Below are 23,722 nucleotides of genomic sequence, written 5' to 3'. Positions count from 1 at the left end.
AAGCGTAAAGTTTAGTTCAATACACCTCCACATTATGGCCCGCGATAACGACCCGATGCCACAGTCCCATGAATACGATGTTCTTATTATCGGCAGCGGCGCTGCCGGCCTGACCGTTGCGCTCAACCTGCCGGAACACCTGAAGGTATGCGTGATAAGCAAGGCTGCGATCAGCAGTGGCGCCACGCTCTGGGCCCAGGGCGGCATAGCTGCCGTGCTGGATGACGAAGATTCCAGCGAAAACCACGTGCAAGATACCCTGATCGCCGGTGGAGGCCTGTGCAGTGAAGAGGCTGTGCGATTTACTGTCGAGCACAGTAAAGAGAGCATTGAGTGGCTTATTGGCACTGGCGTTGATTTTACCCGTGATACAGACGCGCAGTTCCACCTTACCCGTGAAGGCGGCCACAGCCACCGGCGTATCATTCACGCCGCTGACGCCACCGGGCATGCGGTCTCTACAACATTAACCACCCAGGCCCAGGCCAGGCCCAATATCGAGCTCATGTCCGGCCGTGTTGCGGTGGATCTGATTACCAACCGCAAACTGGCGTTACCGGGCAACCGCTGTGTGGGTGCCTACGTACTGAACCTGGAAGACAATCATGTTGAGCTTTTCCGCGCACGCTTTACGGTTATTGCAACCGGGGGCGCCTCCAAGGCTTACCGCTACACCACCAACCCTGATGGTGCGTCCGGAGATGGCATCGCCATGGCATGGCGTGCGGGCTGCCGCGTCGCCAATATGGAATTCAACCAGTTCCACCCGACCTGCCTGTATCACCCGCACGCCAAGTCTTTCCTGATTACCGAGGCGGTTCGCGGCGAAGGTGGGTTGCTGAAACTGCCGGACGGTTCCCGCTTCATGGATCGTTTTGACAAGCGCGGCGAACTGGCCCCGCGGGACATAGTAGCCCGGGCCATCGACCATGAGATGAAGCGGCTGGGTGCAGACCACGTGTATCTGGATATCAGCCACAAACCGGCGGATTTCATCCGGCAGCACTTCCCGACCATTTACGAAAAATGTCTGGAATTCGGTATCGACATTACCCGCGAACCGATTCCGGTGGTGCCGGCCGCCCACTATACCTGTGGCGGCATAGTCAGCGACAACCGGGCCCGAACAGACATCAACCAGCTTTATGTAGTTGGCGAAGCCGGCTTTACCGGGCTCCATGGCGCCAACCGCATGGCCAGCAACTCATTGCTTGAGTGCCTGGTGTACGGGCGGGCAGCGGCCGCCGATATCACGCGCCGGGAGGCAGACATTCCGGCACCGCCCGAGGCGCCCGCCTGGGATGAAAGCCAGGTACGGGATTCCGATGAAGACGTTGTGATTTCCCACAACTGGGACGAACTGCGGCACTTCATGTGGGACTATGTAGGTATAGTTCGCACAACCAAACGCCTGCAACGGGCGAAGCACCGGGTGGATCTGCTATCACAGGAGATCAGTGAGTTTTACAGTAATTACCGGGTAACCAACGACTTGCTGGAACTGCGGAACCTGGTCACAGTTTCCGATCTCATAATCTGCTCGGCGCTGCAACGCAAAGAAAGCCGTGGACTGCACTACACGCTGGATTACCCGGGACTGGTGCACGAGGCCCGTGATACGGTGCTGGTACCCACCACTTACAGAATACCATCACCCTGAAGGCAACCCTTGAAGAGAGCAACCATGCAAGACACCCAAGCGGACAACTCGGATTTCAATCGCCTCTGGTGGCACAGCCGCCGTGGCATGCTGGAGCTGGATGTTCTGCTGATCCCGTTTCTGGAACAGGCCTACCGGGATCTGGATGCGGAAGACCAGGAACGTTACAAAAAACTCCTGAGCTGCGAAGACACGGATATGTTCGAGTGGTTCATGCAGCGCAGCCGCCCTGATGATGCCGACCTGCAGCGCATCGTTGACATCATTCTCGCCCGTGTCCAGCCGGATTGACCTGGCGCTGTCGCCGTCTGTTGTGACCGGTTTCGTGGCTGCGCTACCCTGGCTGGCTGCCAGCGCTTTTATTCTCATCGCAGCCATGGCCGGCAAGCCCTGGATGCTCGCGCTGGCGCCGGTGACCCTGGCGGGCGCTGTGTTCCAGTTCCGGCGCAACGGGTTGCTGGCAGGCCATGGCGCAGTTCTGGGGCTGTATCTGGAGCAGAACAGACTCTATGCCCGCCTCGGAAGCGGGCAAAGCCGGGCTGTGTATGCCTGTCCTTCAAGCCGGTTGAGCTCAAGGGTCGCGCTCTTGAATCTCAGGCCTGTTGCCTCCAGATCCGGTTCATACCCGGTTGTGTTACTCTGCAGCAACCGCATTGCCGGTAACGTATCCGAAGATCAGTTTCGCCGCCTGAGAATGTGGCTCCGACTGGGCCGCTCTCAGCAATCATTTGACTAGCACCATGCCCGGAGTTATCCCATGACTGGTACAGAAACACCTGTTTCAGCCACACCTGTATACGCATCAGCCGAGTTCCCGCCGCCGGTTTCGGGCCGCATCAAGCTGACCAACCGTATTCTGGTTCGCATCTCCGGCCCAGGTACCGACACCTTCCTGCAAGGCCAGTTGAGTCAGAACCTTGATGACGTGAAAGCAGGCTCCTCGCCCCGTGCCGCAGCTGCAACACCCAAAGGCAGGGCCTACTGCCTGACCCGCCTGGTTCGCGATGGCGACGACATTCTTATGGACCTGCCTTCAGAACTGGCAGAGGCGGTCATGGCCCAGTTGCGCAAATACATGATGCTGTTCCGCGGCACTTCCATGACAGTGCAGGCCGAGGGGCAGATTATCGGGTTACTGGGTACGGAAGCAGCAAAAAATCTTGCGGGCGACGACCTGAACAGCCTGGCATCACCGGGAGACTCCCTTGCGCTGGGCACCGGGTTTCTGATCCGGACAGAGAACACAGCGGAAGGGCTGGCCCGCTTCGAACTGTGGCAAACCAAGGCGCAAGACCTGAAGCTGGAAAGCATTCCGGAGAAAACAATTGCCGACTGGCAGGCCTCCGAAATTGCAGCGGGCGTTCCCATGCTAACCACCGCTACCAGCGAATCCTATGTGCCACAAATGCTGAACTGGCAACATCTGGGCGGCGTGCACTTCAAAAAAGGCTGCTACACCGGCCAGGAAGTGATTGCCCGGATGCATTTTCTCGGGCAACTCAAGAAAAGCCTGTTTCGTTTTCGGGTTGCCCAGAGTAAATCCACACCCGCGCCGGGAACATCAATCATGGCCGGCGAGCGCTCGGTGGGCGAGATCGTCAACGCCGTCGGCTTTGACAACCATTCCTGTGAGTTGCTCGCCGTCGTCCGCCATGACGCTGCTGCTGGCAAGCTGACCATTGATGGTACGCCAGGGTCGGTGCTGGAACCGCAACCCCTGCCCTACAGGGTTACTGAACGTGAAGACAACGCACCGGATGACGCACCAAAGGATACATAAGTTGACAGGCAAGCCTGCCGGAATTTGTTATAAATAGAGCTCACAAAACCGAACCACCGGTACGCCCGTGCGATCACTACACGGGCCCCCTAACTGACAAGCGGACCCCTGCGAAACCATGTCGAATATTGCCGAAACCATCAAAGCGGACCTTATCGCTGCCATCGAAAACGACAAACTGGTACTGCCCACCCTGCCGGAAGCCGCGCTCCAGGTGCGGGATATTGCCGAATCCGAGGACTCGGCCATTGGTGACCTGGTAAAGGTTATCAGCAATGACACCGCGCTTTCTGCACGCATCATCCGCGTGTGCAACAGCCCGCTGTTCCGGGGCAATCGGGCAATAGAAAACCTGAACATGGCGGTTAGCCGGCTTGGCATGGCCTACACAAGCAGCCTGGCCATGGGCCTGGCCATGCAGCAGATGTTTCAGGCAACCTCCGACATGATCGACAAGCGCCTGCGCGCAACCTGGCAGACCAGCACCGAAGTGGCCGGCGTTTGCCATGTGCTCGCTCACAACTACACGAAGCTGAAACCGGACCAGGCCACGCTGGCGGGCCTGGTTCACCTGATCGGCGTGCTGCCCATTTTACGTTACGTAGAAGACGAAGACCTGCAGATCAGCAGCATCATGCTGGACAAGGTTATCGAGGAACTGCACCCGAGAATCGGCGCAACCATTCTTCGAAAGTGGGATTTCCCGAAAGACCTTCAGAATGTTCCTCTGGAATACGCCAACTTCCACAGGGAACTACCTTCAGCCGACTATGCCGACCTGGTTATGGTGGCCAACCTGCAACTGGTTGCCGGCTCCGACCACCGCTGGACGGAGATGGACTGGACGGCCATCCCGGCTTTCGACCGCCTGGGTCTTGACCCGAATATCGACATGAACGAAGAAGAGGACCTGAACGCCCAGATGGAAGCTGCAATGGCGCTGTTGCAGTAATTTAACAGAGGTTACGGACGGGTAGCCTTGGGAAGGCCCTCCCCAAGGCTGCTCTCGCAGGCATCTCAGTTATTTTTATAACGGGCGATAAGTTCCGCTTTACTCGGCAACTCCCAGTTCACTGGCCCTTGCCCTTGCTCCCGAAGCCACTCATTGGCCCGGGAGAAATGCCTGCAGCCAAAGAACCCGCGGTAGGCGCTGAGGGGTGATGGGTGCGGTCCCTCAAGAACAAAATGGCGGTTACGGTCAATATGCCGCCCTTTCTTTTTGGCATAGCTGCCCCAGAGTAAAAACACCACACCCTCGCGTTCACGATTCACCGTTTCGATTACGCGGTCGGTAAACGTCTCCCAGCCTTTCCCCTGGTGGGCGCCGGCCTGGCCCTGAACCACGGTAAGTACGCTATTGAGCAATAAAATGCCCTGTTCTGCCCAAGGTTGCAGGCAGCCGTGATCCGGTGGCGCAATACCCAGGTCACTCTGGATTTCCTTGAACATGTTAACGAGCGATGGTGGCGGGGGAACGTGCGGCCTTACTGAAAAGCACAGGCCATGGGCCTGTCCCGGGCCGTGGTAGGGATCCTGCCCGAGTATGACCACACGCACCCTGTCCAGCGGCGTGCTGTTCAGGGCGTTGAAACAGTGGGTACTGGCCGGAAAGAGAACCTTCCCGGCGTTTTCTTCCGCAGCGAGAAACTCTGCCAGTGCCTGCATATAGGGCTGGCGAAATTCGCCTTCAAGGTGTTCCTTCCAGCCCCGGCCGGGCTTGAGATGACTTGCCAGCGCCTCGACCGGGTGCATGCTTACTCCTTATCTTCGGCTTTTTCGCTCTGGGCACCTTCGCCTTTGTGTTCCGGGCGCATGGCCGGGAACAGGATGACGTCCCGAATGGACGGCGAGTTCGTCAGCAGCATGGCCAGACGATCAATACCTATACCCTCACCCGCCGTTGGGGGCAGCCCGTACTCCAGGGCCATCACATAGTCTTCATCGTAGAACATGGCCTCGTCGTCGCCGGCGTCTTTCTCGGCGACCTGCGCCCGGAAGCGCTCGGCCTGCTCTTCCGCATCGTTGAGCTCGGAAAAACCATTGGCAATCTCACGGCCACCCACAAAGAGCTCAAAGCGCTCGGTTACAAACGGGTTGCTGTCTTTGCTACGTGCCAGTGGCGAGACTTCTTTCGGGTATTCGGTGATAAACGTGGGTTGCATCAGACGGTGCTCAGCCGTTGCCTCAAAGATTTCGATCTGAATCTTGCCCAGGCCCCAGCCGTTTTTAACGTGAATACCCAGATCCTTTGCCACCTGGCGCGCAGACGCCTCATCCGCCAGCTGCTCCGCGGTCACATCCGGACAGTAGCGCAGGATGGCGTCTACAACCGTCAAACGCTCGAAAGGCTTGCCGAAATCGTACTCGATAGACTCTTCCGTGCCATCAGCCAGAATGCGTGTATTCACCACGGTTGTAGTGCCCAGCACCTGCTCGGTGATGGTCCGCAGCATGTCTTCGGTAAGATCCATCAGGTCATTGTAATCGGCATAGGCCTGATAGAATTCCACCATGGTGAATTCCGGGTTGTGACGGGTAGAAAGCCCCTCGTTCCGGAAGTTACGGTTAATCTCGAACACCCGCTCAAAACCGCCAACCACCAGGCGCTTCAGGTACAGCTCCGGCGCGATGCGCAGGTACATATCAATGCCCAGAGCGTTATGGTGGGTCATAAACGGTCGCGCGGTGGCGCCGCCGGGAATCACCTGCAGCATGGGGGTTTCCACCTCCATGAAATCGCGTTCCGCGAAAAACTGACGCATGGCGGTAATGATTTTCGAGCGCGTGAGGAATACCCGTCGGCTGTCCTCGTTAACCATCAGATCCACATACCGGTGGCGGTAACGGGATTCGGTATCGGTCAGCCCCTTGTGCTTCTCTGGCAGCGGGCGCAGAGACTTGGTGAGCAAAACATACTCATCCATGGTCACGTACAAATCACCTTTACCGGACTTGCACAAAGTGCCCCGCACTCCAATAATGTCGCCCAGATCCCAGTGCCTGGTATCTTTCTGCACATCTTTGGACGCATAAACCTGGATGCGGCCAGTCATATCCTGAACTACTTTGAATGCTTTGCGGTCGAGCATCATACGGCCAGCAATGGCCGCTTTAATGCCCATGGACTCCAGCTCTTCCTTACTGTAGTCACCGTATCTGGCCTGCAATTCTGCGGCAGTGGCATCGCGGCGGAAATCGTTAGGAAAAGGATTACCGCTCTCGCGCAACTCGGCCAGCTTGGCGCGGCGTTCCGCAATCAGCTTGTTATCCTCTTGCGATGCATTCTTGGCGTGTTCAGTCATGTTGGCTCACTAGAAAATCGGGGGTCCGGGTTGGCTTTGTTGTGGCGCTGCTTACAGCGCCATCTTCAGGCTGGCTTCAATAAACCTATCGATATCACCATCCAACACAGCCTGGGTGTTGCTGGTTTCAACCTTGGTGCGCAAATCCTTGATACGGCCATCGTCCAGCACATAGGAACGAATCTGGCTGCCCCAGCCTATATCGGATTTTGCATCTTCGGCTTTCTGCTTCTCGGCGTTGCGCTCCTGCATCTCACGCTCATAAAGCTTGGCCTTGAGCTGCTTCATGGCCTGGTCCTTGTTCTGGTGCTGGCTCCGGCCAGCCTGGCAGGCCACAACAATCCCTGTCGGGTTATGGGTCAGGCGCACCGCGGATTCCGTCCGGTTAACGTGCTGACCACCCGCGCCGGAGGCACGGTAAACATCCACTCGCAGATCGGCCGGGTTGATCTCAATCTCAAAACTGTCGTCCACTTCCGGTGACACAAACACCGAAGAGAACGATGTGTGGCGACGATTGCCGGAATCAAACGGTGACTTGCGGACCAGACGGTGAACACCGGTTTCCGTGCGCGCCCAGCCGAACGCATACTCACCCTGAATGTGAACGGTGGCACTCTTAATGCCGGCCACATCACCTTCCTGCAATTCTACAATCTCTGTCCTGAACCCCCGGCTCTCAGCCCAGCGCAGGTACATGCGCAGAAGCATGTTGGCCCAGTCCTGGGCCTCGGTACCGCCAGACCCTGCCTGGATCTCCAGATAGGCATTATTGGCGTCCATCTCACCGGAAAACATGCGGCGGAATTCGAGTTTTTCAAGCTCGGCATCCAGGGCTTCAAGATCCGATTCAATCTCGGTCACCGTGTCGGCATCATCTTCTTCAACCGCCAGTTCCAGGAGGCTCTCGGCGTCAGTCAGGCCGGTAGTCAGGTTGTCGATGGTACTGACAATCAAATCAAGATCAGAACGCTCCTTGCCCAGTGCCTGCGCCCGCTCGGGGTCATCCCACACAGTGGGCATTTCCAGTTCGCGTTCTACTTCAACCAGCCGTTCGCTACGCTGATCGTAGTCAAAGATACCCCCTGAGCGCTTCAGTACGCTCACGAAGCTCTTTAATCTTCGTCACAATGGGATTAACTTCCATAAGGACATTACTCGATGTTGGAAAATGGTGCGTAAAAACAGTGGCGGGATTCTACCGGAATTCCAGCTGTAAATCAGCAGCCGCATTCGTGCAAGCACTGGTCAGGAATGACCAGGCTTGGTAGCAAGCCGGCGGCAGGTGAGGTAGTTCCGGGAGACGCTGTGAATACCTCCCTGTACGCTTGACGAAAACATCCATGTTTTCGACACTCCCGGAACTACCTCACCCGCCCCCGGGCCAGCCCCAGAAGCCTGATTAAGAAAGCGGCTCCAGATAATCCACTAAAAGCTGCAAATTAGTGCGCCCCCGAAAGGTATTGGCATCCGGCTTATAAACCACCCGCGCGCCCGTGCGCGTGAAATCAGGAACCTCCGGCCCGGTATTGAACGCAATACCGTCAATGATGCCGCTGCCATCCACCGGCTGCAAAACCAGCTTCAGGTGGTTTTCGCCAACAATACGCTGGCTCACCACCCGGAACTCACCATCAAACAAAGGCTCCGGGAAGTGCTGCCCCCAGGGTCCCGCACGTTTCAGCAACGCCGCCGTTTCCAGCGACAACTCTTCCGAGCTCAAGGGCCCATCGGTGATGATCGCTGCTTCAAGATCTGCCGCCGTCAGGGTGTCCCGCACAGCCCGGTCAAAGGCCTCAGAAAAAGCATCAAAATCGCTGCGCGCCAACGTCATACCTGCTGCCATGGCATGGCCACCGTATTTTTTCATTACGCCCGGATGCCGGGAATCCACAACCGCCAGCACATCGCGGATATGCAACCCGGGAATTGAACGGGCAGAGCCCTTGATATCCACGCCATTTTCATCCGGCGCAAAGGCAATGGTGGGCCGGTGGGTCTGCTCGCGGATCCGGGCCGCCAGGATGCCGATCACACCCTGGTGCCAATCCTGATCGAACAGCGCCAATCCCCAGGGCAGGCCTTCCAGATCCAGCGACATGGAGGCCAGCAGAGCCTGGGCCTGCGCCTTCATGTCTTTCTCAATGGTCCGGCGCTCCCGGTTGAACGTGTCCAGCTCCCGGGCAAGGCGCCGGGCTTCATCGGGACTGTCTGACAGCAGGCAGGCGATACCAACACTCATATCATCCAGCCGGCCCGCCGCATTCAGGCGAGGGCCAACCACAAAGCCGAGGTCCGTGGAGCTGATTGCCGAATGATCACGTCCGGCAACTTCCAGCAACGCAAGAATGCCCGGCCGGGCCTCGCCCTGGCGGATGCGCCGCAGCCCCTGCTCAACGAAAATGCGGTTGTTGTGATCCAGAGGCACAACATCGGCCACGGTGCCCAGCGCCACCAGATCCAGCAGATTACCCAGGTTGGGCTCGGGCTGTGGCAAACGGCCGTCCTCCCTGAGTTTTTTGCGCAAGGCGGTGAGCACGTAGAACATCACACCCACGCCAGCGGCGTTCTTGCTCAGGAAAGCACAACCGGGCTGATTGGGGTTAACGATGGCATCGGCATCCGGCAGTACCTCTCCTGCCAGGTGGTGGTCTGTAACCACCACTTTGATACCGAGGTCCCGGGCTGCCCTGACTCCTTCAATCGCAGAAATCCCGTTATCCACCGTCACCAGGAGATCCGGCAATTCACCTTCCTCCCGCAGGCGTTCGATAATCCCGGGGGTCAGCCCGTAACCATCGGCAAAACGACTGGGCACCCGAAAATCAATGCTCTGCAGGCCCAGCATGGAAAGCCCGAGCATGGCTACCGCAGTGCTGGTGGCGCCGTCCGCATCGAAATCCCCGAGGACAAGCACCCGCCGGTTCCGGGCAATGGCGTCTGCCAGCAACTCCACCGCACGATCGATACCGCGCAATTCAAAGGGTGAGGCGAGATGTCTGAGGGTATAACGTAACTGGTCATCGGAGGTAACCCCGCGGGCAGCGTATAGCCGGCGGAGCAAAGGGGGCAGGTCTTGCCCCCAGTCCGGATGACCTTCCGGGCGGGGGCGACGCAGGATCTTTTTGGGTGTCATTCCGGGTTAAGAGTTCTTCCAATGTTTTGCAATGAAGTCCTGAACGCCTGCCCTGTCGTTGTCGAGCACGGTATAACGCTCCTCGCGCTCAAACAGGTCCGCCATGTGGGCCGGAAGTTCTGGCTTAACTGTCAGGCCGGATTCAACGATGGCATCCGGAAACTTGGCCGGGTGGGCGGTTCCGAGGGTGATCATCGGAATCCGGGCATCGCGGCGACAGTCACGGGCAGCGCGCACACCAATGGCCGTGTGAGGGTCCAGCAGATATTCGTTCTGCTGGTAGACTTCACGGATGGTGTCACACGTCGTCTTGTCATCAACCGCAGCGCTGTCGAACAGTTTTCGTGCCTGTTTCCAGCGGTAATCTTCGATACTTACCGGGCCTTTCGCCGCGCTCTCCAGCAGTTCTTTAACGGCCCGTCCATCACGGCCATGGAGATCAAACAGCAAGCGCTCGAAGTTGCTGGACACCATTATATCCATGCTCGGCGACAGGGTATGCTCAAGCTGATGCTGCTCGTATTTGTTGCCACTCATGAAGCGGTGAAGAATATCGTTCCGGTTGGTGGCGATAACCAGCTGAGATACCGGCAGGCCCATTTTCTTCGCCAGATAACCGGCAAAGATATCCCCGAAATTACCGGTGGGCACCGAGAACGCCATGCTGCGATCCGGGCCACCGAGCGCCAGCGATGCGTGGAAGTAATAAACAATCTGGGCCATGATCCGGGCCCAGTTGATGGAGTTGACCGCAGCCAGCCTGGCCTTGCCGCCCAGGAACGACTGGTCGCCGAAACTCTCTTTGACCATGCGCTGACAATCATCAAAATTGCCCCGAACGGCAATGTTGTGGATGTTATCACCCTGAACCGTGGTCATCTGGCGGCGCTGCACTTCCGAAACACGCCCATGGGGGTGCAGAATGAAGATATCCACGTGCTCACAGCGGCGACAGCCTTCAATGGCAGCAGACCCTGTATCTCCGGAAGTGGCACCCATGATTACAGCGTGCTGCTTGCGCTTTCCAAGCACGTAATCCAGCAGGCGGCCCAGCAACTGCAGGGCGAAGTCCTTGAACGCCAGGGTTGGCCCGCGGAACAACTCCATCACCCATTCGTTGGTGTCGAGCTGAACCAGCGGCGCGACGGCCTTGTGGGCAAAAACACCATAGGTCTCGTCAAGCATCTGCCGGAAGTCCGCCTCGGGAATGGCTTCATCCACGAACGGATACATAATATTGAACGCAAGCTCGGTGTACGGAAGCCCGCGCCAACTGCGGATTTCTTCCAGACTGAAGTGCGGGAGCGATTCCGGAACATAAAGGCCACCGTCGGGGGCCAGGCCAGTGAGCAGAACGTCCTCAAAGCCCAGTGCGGGAGCTTCACCCCGCGTACTGATGTATCTCACGTGTATACCTGTCGGTTATCGTATTCTCAATTGAAATTTTCAGCGCGGATGCGAACAACCTTGCCATCAATATCGGAGAGGGATTCCATCTCTTCTATAGCCCGGTTAACCTGGCGCTCCTGTACAGTATGGGTCAGGATAATAACCGGAATACGGCCGTCCTTGAGCTCGGACTCCTTCTGCATGATGGACTCGATATTAATGCCGTGCTCACTCAGAATTGAGGCAATTTTTGCCAGCACACCCGGGCGATCCAGAGCAGTAATGCGCAGGTAATAGGCAGACTGGACTTCCTCCATGGAGAGCACGTCCAGGTTTTCCATGGCTTCCGGCCTGAATCCGAGATAAGGCACTCGCAACGCGCCTGTACTTGCGGAAATCCGTGCAACATCAACAATATCGGCAATAACGGCGGAGGCTGTGGCTTCTGCGCCGGCGCCCGGCCCGTAGTACATGGTCTGGCCAACGGCATCGCCGTCCATAAGAACAGCGTTGAGTACGCCGTCAACCTGGGCAATCAGATGGCTTTTGGGAACCAGTGTCGGATGCACCCGCAGTTCGATACCTTCATCCCGGCGGCGGGCAATACCCAGGTGCTTGATGCGATAGCCAAGCTGCTCAGCGTGGGCAATGTCATAGGGTGTGACCTCTGAAATGCCTTCGGTAAAGGCTTTATCAAACTGCAGGGGCACACCAAAGCCCGCCGAGGCGAGAATCGTCAACTTGTGGGCCGCATCAATACCTTCAACATCAAAGGTCGGATCCGCCTCTGCGTAACCAAGGTCCTGGGCTTCTTTCAGAACGTCGGCAAACGCCCGGCCCGCGCGCATTTCGGTAAGAATGTAGTTGCCTGTGCCATTAATGATGCCGGCAATCCAGTCAATACGGTTGGCGGCCATTCCTTCACGGATAGCCTTCATTACCGGAATTCCGCCTGCGACAGCCGCCTCGTAGGCAACCACAACGCCGGCTTTCTCTGCAGCTTCAAAAATCTCGTTGCCGTGAACTGCAACCAGAGCCTTATTGGCAGTCACAACATGCTTGCCGTTACCGATTGCCGCCAGCACAAGCTCTTTGGCGGTCTCATAGCCACCAATGAGTTCTACCACCACGTCAACCGAAGGATCGTTTACCACATCAAAAATCTCGGTGCTGAAGGGCACACTGCCAAGATCCATATCGTCACGGTGGCGCCGGCTGGCTACCCGGGTAATCCGGATATTACAACCCGCGCGGCCGGCAATAAGTTCAGCATTGCGAGTCAGTACATTGAATGTACCGCCGCCAACGGTTCCCAGTCCGCAGATTCCGACATTGACGTCTTTCAAGCTCTCACCTCTGATCCCGAAGGGGTGCTGATGAATTGTAATGTTGCAGCATTGCGATGTTGCGACGTTTAAAGGCCGCACAGTATACCGGTTCAGGGCCGATTGAATAAGCCCTGAACCAAAAGCCTGTCACATAACCGGGCCAGCCGGGAATTACATGGCCAGTGAAACGGACATTAAAGCAACCCCAGGCCTTCGGCCAGGTTCCTGGCAGGCAAATAACCACGCACCACATTACCATCTTCAAGCACGATCGCCGGCGTGCCCGTTACGCCAACACGCTGACCGAGCTGAAACTGTTCGAGAACAGGATTATCGCAGGTGGCGGAGGGCACGACTTTGCCGGCCTTGGCCGAATCCATCGCAGACTGCTGGTCTTCTGCGCACCAGACGGAAATGTACTTGGCAAAAGATGGCGTGCCCGGTCCGGAGCGCGGATAGGCGTAATAGTTCACGGTAATACCGTAATCATTAAGCTGCGGCACTTCATCGTGGAGCTTGCGGCAGTAAGGGCAGTCGATATCGGTGAAGACATCAATAACGGCTTTTTCATCACTGGCCCTGTAACTGATAACGCCTTCTTCACCATAACTCGCCATGGTTTTGTGGCGCTCTTTAGCTCTGGCTTCTTCCGTTACGTTGGCAATGCCATTGCTGGTGATCTTCAGCAAATCCCCGGTGAGCAGGTACTGGCCATCAGAGGTGGTATAAATTGTATCTCCGTTATTGCTCTGGACCTCGTACAACCCCTTCGCCTCGGATTCCCGAACAGACAAGACTTTCAGCCCGGGCACGGCTTTTGTAAGGCGCTCGGAAATGTTGTCTTCAACTTCCCCGGCCACACTGAAAGGCGAGCCCAGAATACCGGCCACCATTACTGCCACCATCACAAAACGTTTTATTTCCATCCTGGCAAACACACCTATTCAATCGGAGACCTGTTCAGCTTGCGGAACCACTCACGCCAGCCGTGAAACGAGCTTTGAATCAAACCGTGCGACACCGGCCCGCCACAAAAGTTCAACCCCCTACACTACCTGAAAACGCCACCCTCAACCACGGGGATGATGGGCCCGATGCAGCGCCTGCAAGCGCTGTTGCGCTACGTGAGTGTATATCTGGGTTGTTGACAGATCCGAATGCCCCAGCAGCATCTGGACAACACGCAGGTCTGCACCGTGGTTCAGCAGGTGGGTTGCAAAAGCGTGGCGCAGTGTATGGGGCGACAAGTGCTTGCGGGTACCAGTGCGCACGGCATAATGCCGGATGCGATGCCAGAACGTCTGCCGGGTCATGGCTGCGGCCCGGTTGCCCGGAAACAACGCATCACAGGCCCGACCTTTCAAAAGTTCGGGGCGCCCTTCTTTCATGTAACGGATGAGCCAATCCACCGCTTCTTCACCCAGCGGCACCAGTCGCTCTTTGTCGCCTTTACCGGTAACGCGTATAACCCCCTGCCGCAGATTCACCTGATCAACGCGCAAACCGGTAAGCTCGGAAACCCGCAAACCGCAACCGTAGAGAATTTCCAGCATGGCCTTGTCTCTCAGCTCAATCGGCAGGCCGGGGTCCGGTTCTGCCAGAAGTGCATCCACTTCCTCTTCGGTCAGTGAATCCGGTAAGCGCCGTGGCAACCGGGGGCTGTCGATCCGCAACGTGGGATCTTCAGCAATCAGCCGCTCCCGGAGCAAAAACCGGTAAAACCGACGAATGCCCGAGAGACGTCGCGCCGCAGTGGAGGTTTTTATGCCTTCTGCAAGCCCGCTGGCCATCCACGCCAGCAACTCGGTTCGCTTTGCTTGCGCCAGCAATGGTTGGCCGGGCTGATATTCCAGCCATGCTGCAAGGCGCTGCAAATCGCTCCGGTAAGCCTGGCGGGTCTTCTCACCCAAACCATCCTCAAGCCACACTGCATCCACAAACCGCGCAATAACAGCTTCATCATCCGGTCTCACACCATCGCCCTCTGGCATCCTCTGATCTCATGATTGCATTGTCGCCCGCCAGAAACAAAAACGGCAGCCCTCAGGCTGCCGTTTTCACTGCAAGGTTGCTCAGCAGCGTGCTGCTCAGCCCAGCTTTTCCTTGATACGCGCTGCCTTACCGGAGCGCTCGCGCAGGTAGTAAAGCTTCGCCTGGCGCACGGCACCACGACGCTTCACAGTAATGCTGTCAATCAGCTTGGAGAAGGTCTGGAAGGTACGCTCAACGCCTACACCGTAAGAAATCTTCCGTACGGTGAAAGAGGAATTCATGCCACGGTTGCGCTTACCGATTACAACGCCTTCGAACGCCTGCAAGCGCTCACGGTTGCCCTCAGTAACACGCACCTGAATAACCACGGTATCACCCGGCGCAAACGGGGGGATTTCCTTGGTCATCTGTTCTGCTTCAAGTTGATTGATGATGTTGTTCTTGCCGCTCATCGCTATGCTCCTGATACCCAATCTTTTAATGCCCTGATGATTCAGAGGCACACGGTTCGTTTAAAATCTCACCCAGCAACTCACGCTCTTCGTCCGTAAGCACCCGCTGTTCGAGCAGGTCGGGGCGTCGTTCCCGGGTTCGCCTCAGCGACTGCTTGAGCCGCCAACGCCGGATCTGATCATGGTGACCGCCCAACAAAATATCCGGCACCGCCTGACCTTCATAAACCTCGGGCCGGGTGTAGTGCGGACAATCCAGCAACCCGTCAGCAAAGGAATCCTGCTCTGCTGACTGCGCATGACCCAGCGCTCCGGGGATGAGGCGTGTAACCGCATCAATAACAGCCATGGCCGCCAATTCACCACCAGAGAGCACGAAGTCCCCCAGTGATATTTCCCGGTCCACCTCTGTTGCTATCAGGCGTTCATCAACACCTTCGTAGCGCCCGGCAACCAGAATCAGGCTATCTTCTGCAACAAGAGACTCGACAACTGCCTGATTCAGCGTTTCACCCTGGGGCGAAAGATACACAACACAGGCCTTTCCCGGTGCCGTTTCCCGCGCTGCATGAATGGCGTCCCTGAGCGGCTGAATTTTCATCAGCATACCCGGGCCACCACCATAAGGGCGATCGTCGACGGTACGATGACGATCGTGGGTAAAGTCGCGAGGGTTCCAGCTATTGAAGGTCAGAAGACCATCACGCACTGCCCTGCCTGTTACCCCGTAATCCGTCACCGCCTGAAACATCTCCGGAAACAGACTGACTGCGCCAATCCACACCTGTCAGAACTCCGGATCCCAGTCTACAACCAGCTTATGCCCAACAAGATCAACCTCCCGGACAACCTGATCAGGGAGATAGGGGATAAGGCGCTCCCGCTGATCAATCGAGCCCGCTGTCGCGTGCACGACCAGGACATCATTGGATCCTGTTTCGATCAGGTGATCCACCTGACCGAGGCATTCACCTTCAACCGTGAACACCTCAAGCCCCTGCAGCTGGCGCCAGTAGTACTCCCCTTCAGGGAGTTCGGGTAAATCAGCCGTAGGAACCCTGACCTCGGCACCACAATAGGTGCGTGCCAGCTCACGATCATTAATACCTTTAAGCCTGATGACAATCGCCTGCCCCTGGCGGCGACCTTCCTCAAGCTTTACAGGAATACGCTTTCCGTCCAGATCAAGAATCCAGTTGGGATAGCCAAGTATTCCTTCTTTAGGGTCGGTGTAGGAATAAACCTTAAGCCACCCTTTAACCCCAAATACCGAGGTAATCCGACCGACCACAGTTTCCTGCGAATCCTGCGTCATGCAACACCCCGGTGGTCAGTAAAGCTTACTCGGCAGCCTTCAGCAGCTGCGCAACACGATTGCTGGTCTGAGCACCCTGGCCAACCCAGTAATTTATACGGTCGCGATCCACACGGAGGCGCTCTTCCTGACCGCGGGCGATCGGGTTGAAAAAGCCAACGCGCTCAATGAAAGCGCCGTCACGTGAATTACGGCTGTCAGTGACTGTCAGATGATAGAACGGGCGCTTCTTGGAACCGCCACGAGCCAAACGGATTGTTACCATTTAACCAATATCCTGTTCTGTTATACGAACTTTGTACGTTTCACGCCGGCCACATAAAGACGACTGGCGCGATGACCCATACTCGAAAGGGGCGACATTCTATGCTAAAAACGCGCTAAAGAAAACAGGCAAACACACTGTTTCCAGGTTTTCCGTGTAAGGCTTTTTACATACGACCAAACGGCGGCATGCCACCGCCACCACCGCCCGGCGGCATCATACCACCAAGGCCGCGCATCATATTCGCCATTCCGCCTTTTTTGCCAAATTTTTTCATCATCTTCTGCATCTGCTTATGCTGCTTGAGCAGACGGTTCACATCCTGTATCTGTGTTCCGGAACCCGCTGCTATGCGACGCTTACGGGAGTTATTGATCACATCCGGATAGCGGCGCTCTTTCGGCGTCATCGAGCAGATGATCGCTTCCATCTGCCCCATGGATTTGTCATTGACCTGCTGCTGCGCCACCTGCGCCATCTGCCCCATGCCCGGCAACTTGTCCATCAAACCGCCGATACCCCCCATACTCTTCATCTGCTGGAGCTGGTCGCGGAAGTCCTCCAGATCAAAACTTTTACCTTTTTTGATCTTTTTGGTGAGCTTCTGGGCTTTCTTGTGGTCCAGCTTGCGTTCAGCTTCCTCAATAAGGGACAGCACATCGCCCATACCCAGGATCCGGGACGCAACCCTGTCCGGGTAAAACGGCTCCAGGGCATCCGATTTTTCACCAACACCGAGAAACTTGATGGGCTTGCCGGTAATGTGCCTGACAGAAAGTGCAGCACCACCGCGGGCATCACCGTCGGTCTTGGTCAAAACCACACCGGTCAGCGGCAGGGCATCGTTAAAGGCCTTGGCTGTATTTGCGGCATCCTGCCCGGTCATGGCGTCGACCACAAACAGGGTTTCGACCGGCTTGACCGCTTTATGCAGGCGGCCAATCTCGCCCATCATCTGCTCATCAACGTGCAACCGGCCAGCCGTATCAAGAATCACCACATCGATATGCTTCTTGCGGGCAGCTGAAACCGCACCCTCTGCAATAGCAACCGGATCCTGATCCGCACTGCTGGGGAAGAACTCAACGCCCACCTCACCGGCAAGCGTTTCCAGCTGTTTGATGGCAGCCGGCCGATACACATCGGCACTCACTACCATGACGGACTTTTTCTGCCGCTCTTTGAGGAAACGCGACAGTTTCGCGACCGTGGTGGTTTTACCGGCACCCTGAAGGCCTGCCATCATAATGACTGCGGGTGGCTGAACGGCGAGGTTGAGGGTTTCGTTGCGCTCGCCCATTACCCGCTCCAGCTCCTGCTGGACCACTTTGATAAACACCTGGCCGGGCGTGAGGCTGCGCTGGACTTCCTGCCCGATCGCCCGCTTACGAACACCCTCCACAAAGTCCTTGACTACCGGAAGTGCAACGTCTGCTTCCAGCAGCGCCATGCGCACTTCCCGCAGAGTGTCCTTTATATTGTCGTCGGTAAGCCGCGCCTGACCGGATATCTTGCGCAGGCTGCCGGAAAGTCGGTCCTGGAGGTTCTCAAACATGTTGCTCTTCCGTACCCCGGTTAAATTGAGTGCACAAACCCCGGAGCCAGTAGTGGCTCCTTGATTCCTGTTGCATAATCGCGACATTATAACCAGACTATCGCTCTGAAACGACCAGCCCGGTCAAATCGGCAGCCGTGTATGCCGATCTCCAGCCAGCACAGTGGTTAATAAGGAAGTCATGGGAACGCTGATTCTCGCGGTCACCTCTCTATTTCTGTACAGCGTCGGCACCGCTTTGCAGGCGCTTCACGTTCGTGGGCGCGTACACAGCAACATTGCGATCACAACCCTTGTTGGCATGCTCGCACTTACCGCCCACGGCCTTCTGATAACCCAGACAGTACTCCATGATGGTGGCGTCGATTTCGGGTTTTTCAAAAGCTCGGTGCTGATTTCCTGGCTGATCGTGTTTCTTCTGCTGGGCCTTAACCTTAAAAAACCGGTTCAAAGCCTGTTTCTGGGCGCTTACCCCCTGGCAGCACTCACCATCATCATGGCACTGATCACACATACACCATCACGTCTGGTTTCGGATGACAGTTATGGTGTGCTTTCCCACATCGCGTTATCGGTAACAGCCTACAGCCTGTTTACCCTCGCGGCCATACAGGCGAGCCTGCTTTATTTCCAGAACCGCCAACTGAAGCAAAATTATAACAGCCCCCTGGTGCGTAATCTGCCGCCGCTGCAAACCATGGAGTCCCTGCTTTTCGAGATGGTATGGGCCGGTGTTGTGATGCTGATTCTCGCAATTTTGACAGGGGCGCTGTTTATAGAGAACCTGTTTGCTCAGAACCTGGCCCACAAAACCGTTTTTTCCCTGCTCGCACTGCTGGTTTTTGTGGCACTGCTCATCGGCCGCTACACCAAAGGCTGGCGCGGTATAACTGCCAGCCGCTGGACACTGGCCGGATGCGCACTCCTTATGCTGGCCTTTTATGGCAGCAAATTCGTCCTTGAATTTGTCTTCAGACAGGCCGGCTGAATCTCCACGAGCAACGCCTTGACACCAGGCGCGATCACAACCTATTTTCGCTACTTGCCAGCAATATAAGGACACCCTTGGTTTGGACGGTACATCGCTCACTGCGCTGTCGATTATTCTCGTCGGGCTGATCATGCTTTCGGCATTCTTTTCCAGCTCTGAAACCGGAATGATGTCGCTCAACCGGTATCGCCTCAAACACATGGCAAAAACCGGCCACAAAGGTGCAAAACGGGCGCAGGCGTTGCTGCAGCGCACCGATCAGCTGATTGGCATCATTCTGATCGGCAACAACTTCGTCAATATCCTGGCGTCGTCCATAGCCACGGTTATAGCCATCCGGATCTGGGGTGATGCGGGCATTGCCATAGCCACGCTGCTGTTGACCATCGTCATCCTGATCTTCGCCGAAGTTACCCCGAAAACCCTGGCCGCCCTCTTTCCCGAAAAAATTGCTTTCCCGGCAAGCTACATTCTCGGGCCGCTGCTTAAAATCCTCTACCCGGTTGTATGGGCCGTGAATCTGTTTACCGGCGCCATTCTCAGAATCCTGCGAGTATCCCCAAGCGATGCTGCCAGCGACCACCTCAGCCGGGAAGAACTCAGAACTCTGGTGAACGAAGCCGGCGCCCTGATCCCTGCCAAGCACAAGGATATGCTTGTCAGCATTCTGGATCTTGAGAAGGTCACGGTGAACGACATCATGGTGCCCCGCAACGAAGTTTCCGGCATCGACCTGGATGACGATACGGACACCATCCTGCGCCAGCTCAGGAACAGCCAGCATACGCGTCTGCCGGTATTCAAGGGTGACATCAACGACATCCAGGGCATCCTGCACCTGCGCAGCGCTACCAAACTTCTGCAGCAGGAAGAAGTCAATAAAGCCATGATCCTGCAGCTTTGCCAGGAACCCTATTTCATCCCCGAAAGCACGCCTCTGAACACACAGCTGATCAACTTCCAGAAAGGCAAGCGCCGGTTTGGCATTGTGGTGGACGAATACGGTGATGTGCTGGGGCTGGCGACCCTGGAGGATATCCTGGAGGAAATTGTGGGCGAATTTACCACCGATTACGCGGCCACCAGCCCGGACATAATCCCCCAGGAAGACGGCACGTTCATTATCGACGGCACCGCTGCCGTGCGCACCATCAACAAAACCCTGGGGTGGAGGCTACCCACCGACGGCCCTAAAACGCTCAACGGCCTGATCACCGAGACCCTCGAGAACATTCCTGACACCAACGTCTGCATGAAAGTGGACGGTCATTGCGTAGAGGTTCTGCAGATCAAGGACAACGTTGTAAAAGCTGCCATAGTGCACCCGAAAAAACGCAAAAAACGACCCTTGCCCATCGTCTGAACCGCCACTTCTTACTCCGCCTTAGATAGTCCAGTTATAGCGGAGCAGGTTCTTGGAAGATCAAACTTTAACCATATCCTTGACGCATATCAATCCGCGACCAACACTGAGGGGGAACGTTAAACAACAATAAATTGGTAGGAGTTTGTCCATGAGCCTTACACATTCTTTCGGCCTTCTGACCAATCCGGACCAGGAATGGGAAGCCATACGGAAGGCATCCGAATCTGTTACCCGCCTCTACACAGGACACGTTCTGCTACTTGCGCTGATACCGGCTCTGGCAGGTTTTTTTGGAACCACTCAAATTGGCTGGCAAATAGGTGATGGCCAGGTAACCCGCCTGTCGCTAAGCAGCGGTCTCAGCTTGTCGGTACTGTTTTATGCTGCCATGCTTGCCGGTATTTTTATCCTGGGCAAATTCATTGATTTCTTTGCCGCAACTTACGACGCGGTTGATTCGACACCCCGGGGCGTCGCCATGGCGGCTTACACGGCAACCCCGATGTTCCTGATCGGCGTTATTGCTGCCTATCCGAACATATGGATTAATATGCTGGCGGGCCTGGTTGCCATAGCTTACGCGGTTTACCTGCTCTATGAGGGACTTCCCATCCTGATGAAAATTCCGGAAGAGCGCGGGTTCATGTTTGCGACTGCAGTACTCACCGTGGGTCTGGTGATGTTTGTTGCACTGCTCGCAATCAGTGTAGTGATCTGGAGCCTGGGCATCGGACCGGTCTACGTAACCTGACGCAAACACTCTGAAACCGCACTCCAGCAAAGGGCGCTCCAGCGGAACGCCCTTTATTTTTAAATTTGATGCCCTGGTTCCATTTTAATCATGTTAACCCGGTCAAAAATACGGTAAATTTGAAATGCAACCAAAAACAGTATAATCAAAACAGAAAGTCTAGCTCGGTCATGTACCCGGTTGAGCCGTAAACAGGAGTCGGCCATGAACAAGCAGTCCGGCATACATTACCTCCGTGAGCACAGAGAGGCGGGAAGCAGCAAACCCGTTCCTGTGGAGGTTACCCGTATTCGCGACACAGTTGTCGCCGGGCTCGGAGATCTGCTGCAGGGCGCCTTTGATGCCGTTGATGATTCGCTGTTCGAACTGGCCAATAATGCCCGCAGCAACAATGAACAAAACCGCTATTTTGAAGCCATGCGGGAAATCCGCATCAAGCGCAAGGGTGTGGAGCGCCACTTCCAGAATACCGTTGCGCAGTTTTTTGCCAACCCTCCTCACACAGGCCCGATACAGGAAGACACTCTGGGGCGACAGGCAAACGCAGACAGCCTTGCGCTGGTAGGTGATGACGATCTGGAAGAGCAGGTTGCCCTTAATGCCATGGTCACTAAAGCCAAAGCGCATTTCCAGGGTCCCCTTCTGCAACTTCAGGCCCGCTTCAGCAAGGTCTACGACGGTGCCTCTGACGATGCTCCCGTTAATCCCATGGCACCGGAGCACCTTTGCAGCGCTTTCACTGAGGCTATCCAGGCGCTGGAAATACAGATCCGGGAACGTTTGATCCTGCTCAAACAGTTTGACCGTTACGTTGTCTCAAACCTCGGCATGCTTCTGGATGAGGCCAACAGAATCCTTGTTCAGGCTGGTGTCATTCCCAATTTCCGTTACCACGGCAAAACCGGCGAACAGCATAGCGCCAGCGAAAGACAGCGCTCTGCCGATGGCCGGGAAGATCCGGCAGTATCAGAGGGCGCACGCCAGGATGGCGGCACCGCCAGCAATGCCGTATTTGAACAGATTCATCAACTGCTGGCGCGACAGAGAGCCAATGCGGGCATACCATCACGACAGCACGACCCCAACATTCGCATCATCGGTGGCCATGAGCTGGCCAACCTGCTGGCATCCCTGCCTTTCAGTACCCAGGCAGCTTCCGGGCACAATCTCAGTGAGGGCGAACCACTTACCATTGACCTTCGTGAGGTGGTGCAGCAGATCCTGGCACAGGCCCACACCAGCGATGGCAAGAAGCCGGCCCTGAAGGAAATCGACGAGGATCTGATCAACCTCGTCTCCATGCTCTTCGAGTTTATTCTGGACGATTACAACCTTTCCGCTCCGGTTCAGGTGCTGATCAGCCGGCTACAGATTCCGATTCTGAAAGTTGTCATCAAGGACAAGAGCTTTTTCAGCAAAACCACGCATCCGGCCCGCAAACTACTCAACTCGCTGGCGCGCGCAGGCATTGGCTGGAGCAACAGCGACGAGAAGGCCCGGGACAAACTGTACGAAAAGATACATGGCATTGTGCAAAGGATTCTCAGTGAGTTCGATGGCGACATTGCCCTGTTTGAAACCCTGAACGAAGAATTCGAGGAATTCCTTGCCAAGGAAAACCGGAAGTCGTCCCTGGTGGAACAACGCACCCGGGAATCAGAGCGTGGGCGGATCAAATCCCAGAAAGCCCAGGAACTGGTCGACAGGGTCATCAAAGAGCGCGTGGCACGCTATCGGCTACCGGAATCCGTACACAACATACTGCTCAATGGCTGGAGCCGGGTAATGTTCCTGGCCTACCTCCGCGATGACGTGGAGCATCGTTGGCAAGAGAGCGTAAAAGTTGTCGATGACCTGATCTGGTGCCTGCACCCGCATCAGGAAGATGCGGAAAGGGATCAGTGGGTACGTGTGGTTCCCGGCCTGCTCAAATCACTGCGCGCAGGGCTGGAAGAAGTTTCGTACAATGCGTCAAAGCTTGACGAAACCATGAGCCAGCTCAAACATGAATTGACGGATGCCTTCCGCACAACCTCGAGCCTGGAGATTGCGGAACAACCACCGGTTCAGGAAGAGGACCCGGATGAAGCAAGAAACAAAGCCCAGCTTCAACCAGAGGATGCAGCTGTTGCCGGGTTCATGGTTCAGATTGACGGCATTGAAATAGGCAACTGGGTTGAATTCCGGCTGGTGAATGGAGCAAGCTTCCGATGCAAGCTGTCCGCAATCATTGAGGAAGCAGACTGCTTTGTTTTTGTGAACCGCATGGGCCTGAAGGTTATCGAAAAGACCCGCCTTGAACTGGCCCATGAAATGCGACGCGGGCGACTGACACTGCTTGAGCAGGGTGCATTTATTGATCGGGCACTGGATGCCGTAGTCGGTTCTCTTCGCAGCAAAACTGCCTGAGTTGGCCCGGCCCCGCTTCTGTGGGCCCCGG

Annotated in this window: 22 protein-coding genes; 9 read left to right on the top strand and 13 right to left on the bottom strand. The window is 56.2% G+C overall.

The window, feature by feature from the left end; all coding sequences use genetic code 11:
* The first annotated feature begins 55 nt into the window (after positions 1-55).
* The 5 genes from nadB (at position 56) to CDH48_RS09560 (ending at position 4,392) form a co-directional block, all read left to right on the top strand.
* Entirely contained in the window at positions 56-1,660 is a 1,605-nt protein-coding gene (gene nadB, locus CDH48_RS09580) for an L-aspartate oxidase (protein ID WP_188437699.1), read from the top strand.
* 24 nt (positions 1,661-1,684) lie between these two features.
* Positions 1,685-1,951: an FAD assembly factor SdhE gene (locus tag CDH48_RS09575; RefSeq protein ID WP_100688507.1), complete on the top strand. Its 267-nt coding sequence runs from the start codon at positions 1,685-1,687 to the stop codon at positions 1,949-1,951.
* Positions 1,935-2,396 carry a hypothetical protein gene (locus CDH48_RS09570; protein WP_100688506.1) on the top strand — a complete coding sequence of 154 codons (462 nt, stop codon included), beginning with the start codon at positions 1,935-1,937 and terminating at the stop codon, positions 2,394-2,396. The genes CDH48_RS09575 and CDH48_RS09570 overlap by 17 nt, the downstream gene beginning before the upstream one ends.
* A gap of 21 nt (positions 2,397-2,417) precedes the next feature.
* Positions 2,418-3,440, top strand: coding sequence for a CAF17-like 4Fe-4S cluster assembly/insertion protein YgfZ (gene ygfZ / locus CDH48_RS09565; RefSeq protein ID WP_100688505.1), 1,023 nt, complete (start codon positions 2,418-2,420; stop codon positions 3,438-3,440).
* A gap of 118 nt (positions 3,441-3,558) precedes the next feature.
* Positions 3,559-4,392, top strand: a complete 834-nt coding sequence (locus CDH48_RS09560; RefSeq protein WP_100688504.1) for an HDOD domain-containing protein — start codon at positions 3,559-3,561, stop codon at positions 4,390-4,392.
* Between the two features lie 65 nt (positions 4,393-4,457).
* Here CDH48_RS09560 and ung read toward each other — a convergent pair whose 3' ends face one another.
* The 13 genes from ung to ffh all read right to left on the bottom strand — a co-directional run bounded on the left by ung (position 4,458) and on the right by ffh (position 18,174).
* Complete coding sequence (gene ung / locus CDH48_RS09555; protein ID WP_100688503.1) at positions 4,458-5,192, bottom strand: uracil-DNA glycosylase; 735 nt, start codon at positions 5,190-5,192, stop codon at positions 4,458-4,460.
* A 2-nt stretch (positions 5,193-5,194) separates the two neighbouring features.
* Positions 5,195-6,742, bottom strand: coding sequence for a lysine--tRNA ligase (lysS, locus tag CDH48_RS09550; protein ID WP_100688502.1), 1,548 nt, complete (start codon positions 6,740-6,742; stop codon positions 5,195-5,197).
* Positions 6,743-6,793: 51 nt separating this feature from the next.
* Positions 6,794-7,889, bottom strand: a protein-coding gene (gene prfB / locus CDH48_RS09545) for a peptide chain release factor 2 (RefSeq protein WP_100688501.1) whose coding sequence is annotated in 2 segments (ribosomal slippage) — positions 6,794-7,816 and positions 7,818-7,889 — 1,095 coding nt in all. Because the reading frame shifts where the segments join, the coding sequence is not laid out codon by codon here.
* A 255-nt stretch (positions 7,890-8,144) separates the two neighbouring features.
* A complete protein-coding gene (recJ, locus tag CDH48_RS09540) occupies positions 8,145-9,878 on the bottom strand; it encodes a single-stranded-DNA-specific exonuclease RecJ (protein ID WP_100688500.1) in 1,734 nt (577 codons plus the stop codon).
* 6 nt (positions 9,879-9,884) lie between these two features.
* The gene (thrC, locus tag CDH48_RS09535) at positions 9,885-11,285 is read right to left on the bottom strand and encodes a threonine synthase (RefSeq protein ID WP_100688499.1); all 1,401 of its coding nucleotides are present in this window, start codon (positions 11,283-11,285) and stop codon (positions 9,885-9,887) included.
* Positions 11,286-11,311: 26 nt separating this feature from the next.
* Positions 11,312-12,613 carry a homoserine dehydrogenase gene (locus CDH48_RS09530; RefSeq protein ID WP_100688498.1) on the bottom strand — a complete coding sequence of 434 codons (1,302 nt, stop codon included), beginning with the start codon at positions 12,611-12,613 and terminating at the stop codon, positions 11,312-11,314.
* A gap of 176 nt (positions 12,614-12,789) precedes the next feature.
* On the bottom strand, positions 12,790-13,521 hold the full coding sequence (locus tag CDH48_RS09525; RefSeq protein WP_100688497.1) for a DsbC family protein: 732 nt from the start codon (positions 13,519-13,521) through the stop codon (positions 12,790-12,792).
* A gap of 144 nt (positions 13,522-13,665) precedes the next feature.
* A complete protein-coding gene (gene xerD / locus CDH48_RS09520) occupies positions 13,666-14,586 on the bottom strand; it encodes a site-specific tyrosine recombinase XerD (RefSeq protein WP_188437697.1) in 921 nt (306 codons plus the stop codon).
* Positions 14,587-14,682: 96 nt separating this feature from the next.
* On the bottom strand, positions 14,683-15,039 hold the full coding sequence (rplS, locus tag CDH48_RS09515) for a 50S ribosomal protein L19 (RefSeq protein ID WP_100688496.1): 357 nt from the start codon (positions 15,037-15,039) through the stop codon (positions 14,683-14,685).
* A gap of 25 nt (positions 15,040-15,064) precedes the next feature.
* Positions 15,065-15,823 carry a tRNA (guanosine(37)-N1)-methyltransferase TrmD gene (trmD, locus tag CDH48_RS09510; RefSeq protein WP_100688495.1) on the bottom strand — a complete coding sequence of 253 codons (759 nt, stop codon included), beginning with the start codon at positions 15,821-15,823 and terminating at the stop codon, positions 15,065-15,067.
* Between the two features lie 3 nt (positions 15,824-15,826).
* Complete coding sequence (gene rimM, locus CDH48_RS09505) at positions 15,827-16,354, bottom strand: ribosome maturation factor RimM (protein ID WP_100688494.1); 528 nt, start codon at positions 16,352-16,354, stop codon at positions 15,827-15,829.
* 25 nt (positions 16,355-16,379) lie between these two features.
* Positions 16,380-16,619: a 30S ribosomal protein S16 gene (rpsP, locus tag CDH48_RS09500; protein WP_100688493.1), complete on the bottom strand. Its 240-nt coding sequence runs from the start codon at positions 16,617-16,619 to the stop codon at positions 16,380-16,382.
* A gap of 166 nt (positions 16,620-16,785) precedes the next feature.
* Entirely contained in the window at positions 16,786-18,174 is a 1,389-nt protein-coding gene (gene ffh, locus CDH48_RS09495) for a signal recognition particle protein (RefSeq protein ID WP_100688492.1), read from the bottom strand.
* A gap of 181 nt (positions 18,175-18,355) precedes the next feature.
* Between ffh and CDH48_RS09490 the strand changes: the two genes are divergently transcribed.
* From CDH48_RS09490 to CDH48_RS09475, 4 genes are all read left to right on the top strand, one after another.
* The gene (locus CDH48_RS09490) at positions 18,356-19,162 is read left to right on the top strand and encodes a cytochrome C assembly family protein (protein ID WP_100688491.1); all 807 of its coding nucleotides are present in this window, start codon (positions 18,356-18,358) and stop codon (positions 19,160-19,162) included.
* A gap of 82 nt (positions 19,163-19,244) precedes the next feature.
* Positions 19,245-20,528, top strand: a complete 1,284-nt coding sequence (locus CDH48_RS09485) for an HlyC/CorC family transporter (RefSeq protein ID WP_100688490.1) — start codon at positions 19,245-19,247, stop codon at positions 20,526-20,528.
* A gap of 151 nt (positions 20,529-20,679) precedes the next feature.
* A complete protein-coding gene (locus CDH48_RS09480) occupies positions 20,680-21,282 on the top strand; it encodes a Yip1 family protein (protein WP_100688489.1) in 603 nt (200 codons plus the stop codon).
* A gap of 204 nt (positions 21,283-21,486) precedes the next feature.
* Positions 21,487-23,691: a DUF1631 domain-containing protein gene (locus CDH48_RS09475; RefSeq protein WP_100688488.1), complete on the top strand. Its 2,205-nt coding sequence runs from the start codon at positions 21,487-21,489 to the stop codon at positions 23,689-23,691.
* Positions 23,692-23,722: the final 31 nt, after the last annotated feature.

Source organism: Marinobacter aromaticivorans (genome assembly GCF_002806975.1).
GTDB lineage: Bacteria > Pseudomonadota > Gammaproteobacteria > Pseudomonadales > Oleiphilaceae > Marinobacter > Marinobacter aromaticivorans.
Note: the sequence above shows the minus strand (reverse complement) of the source record. Positions and strands in the feature narration are given on the sequence as shown.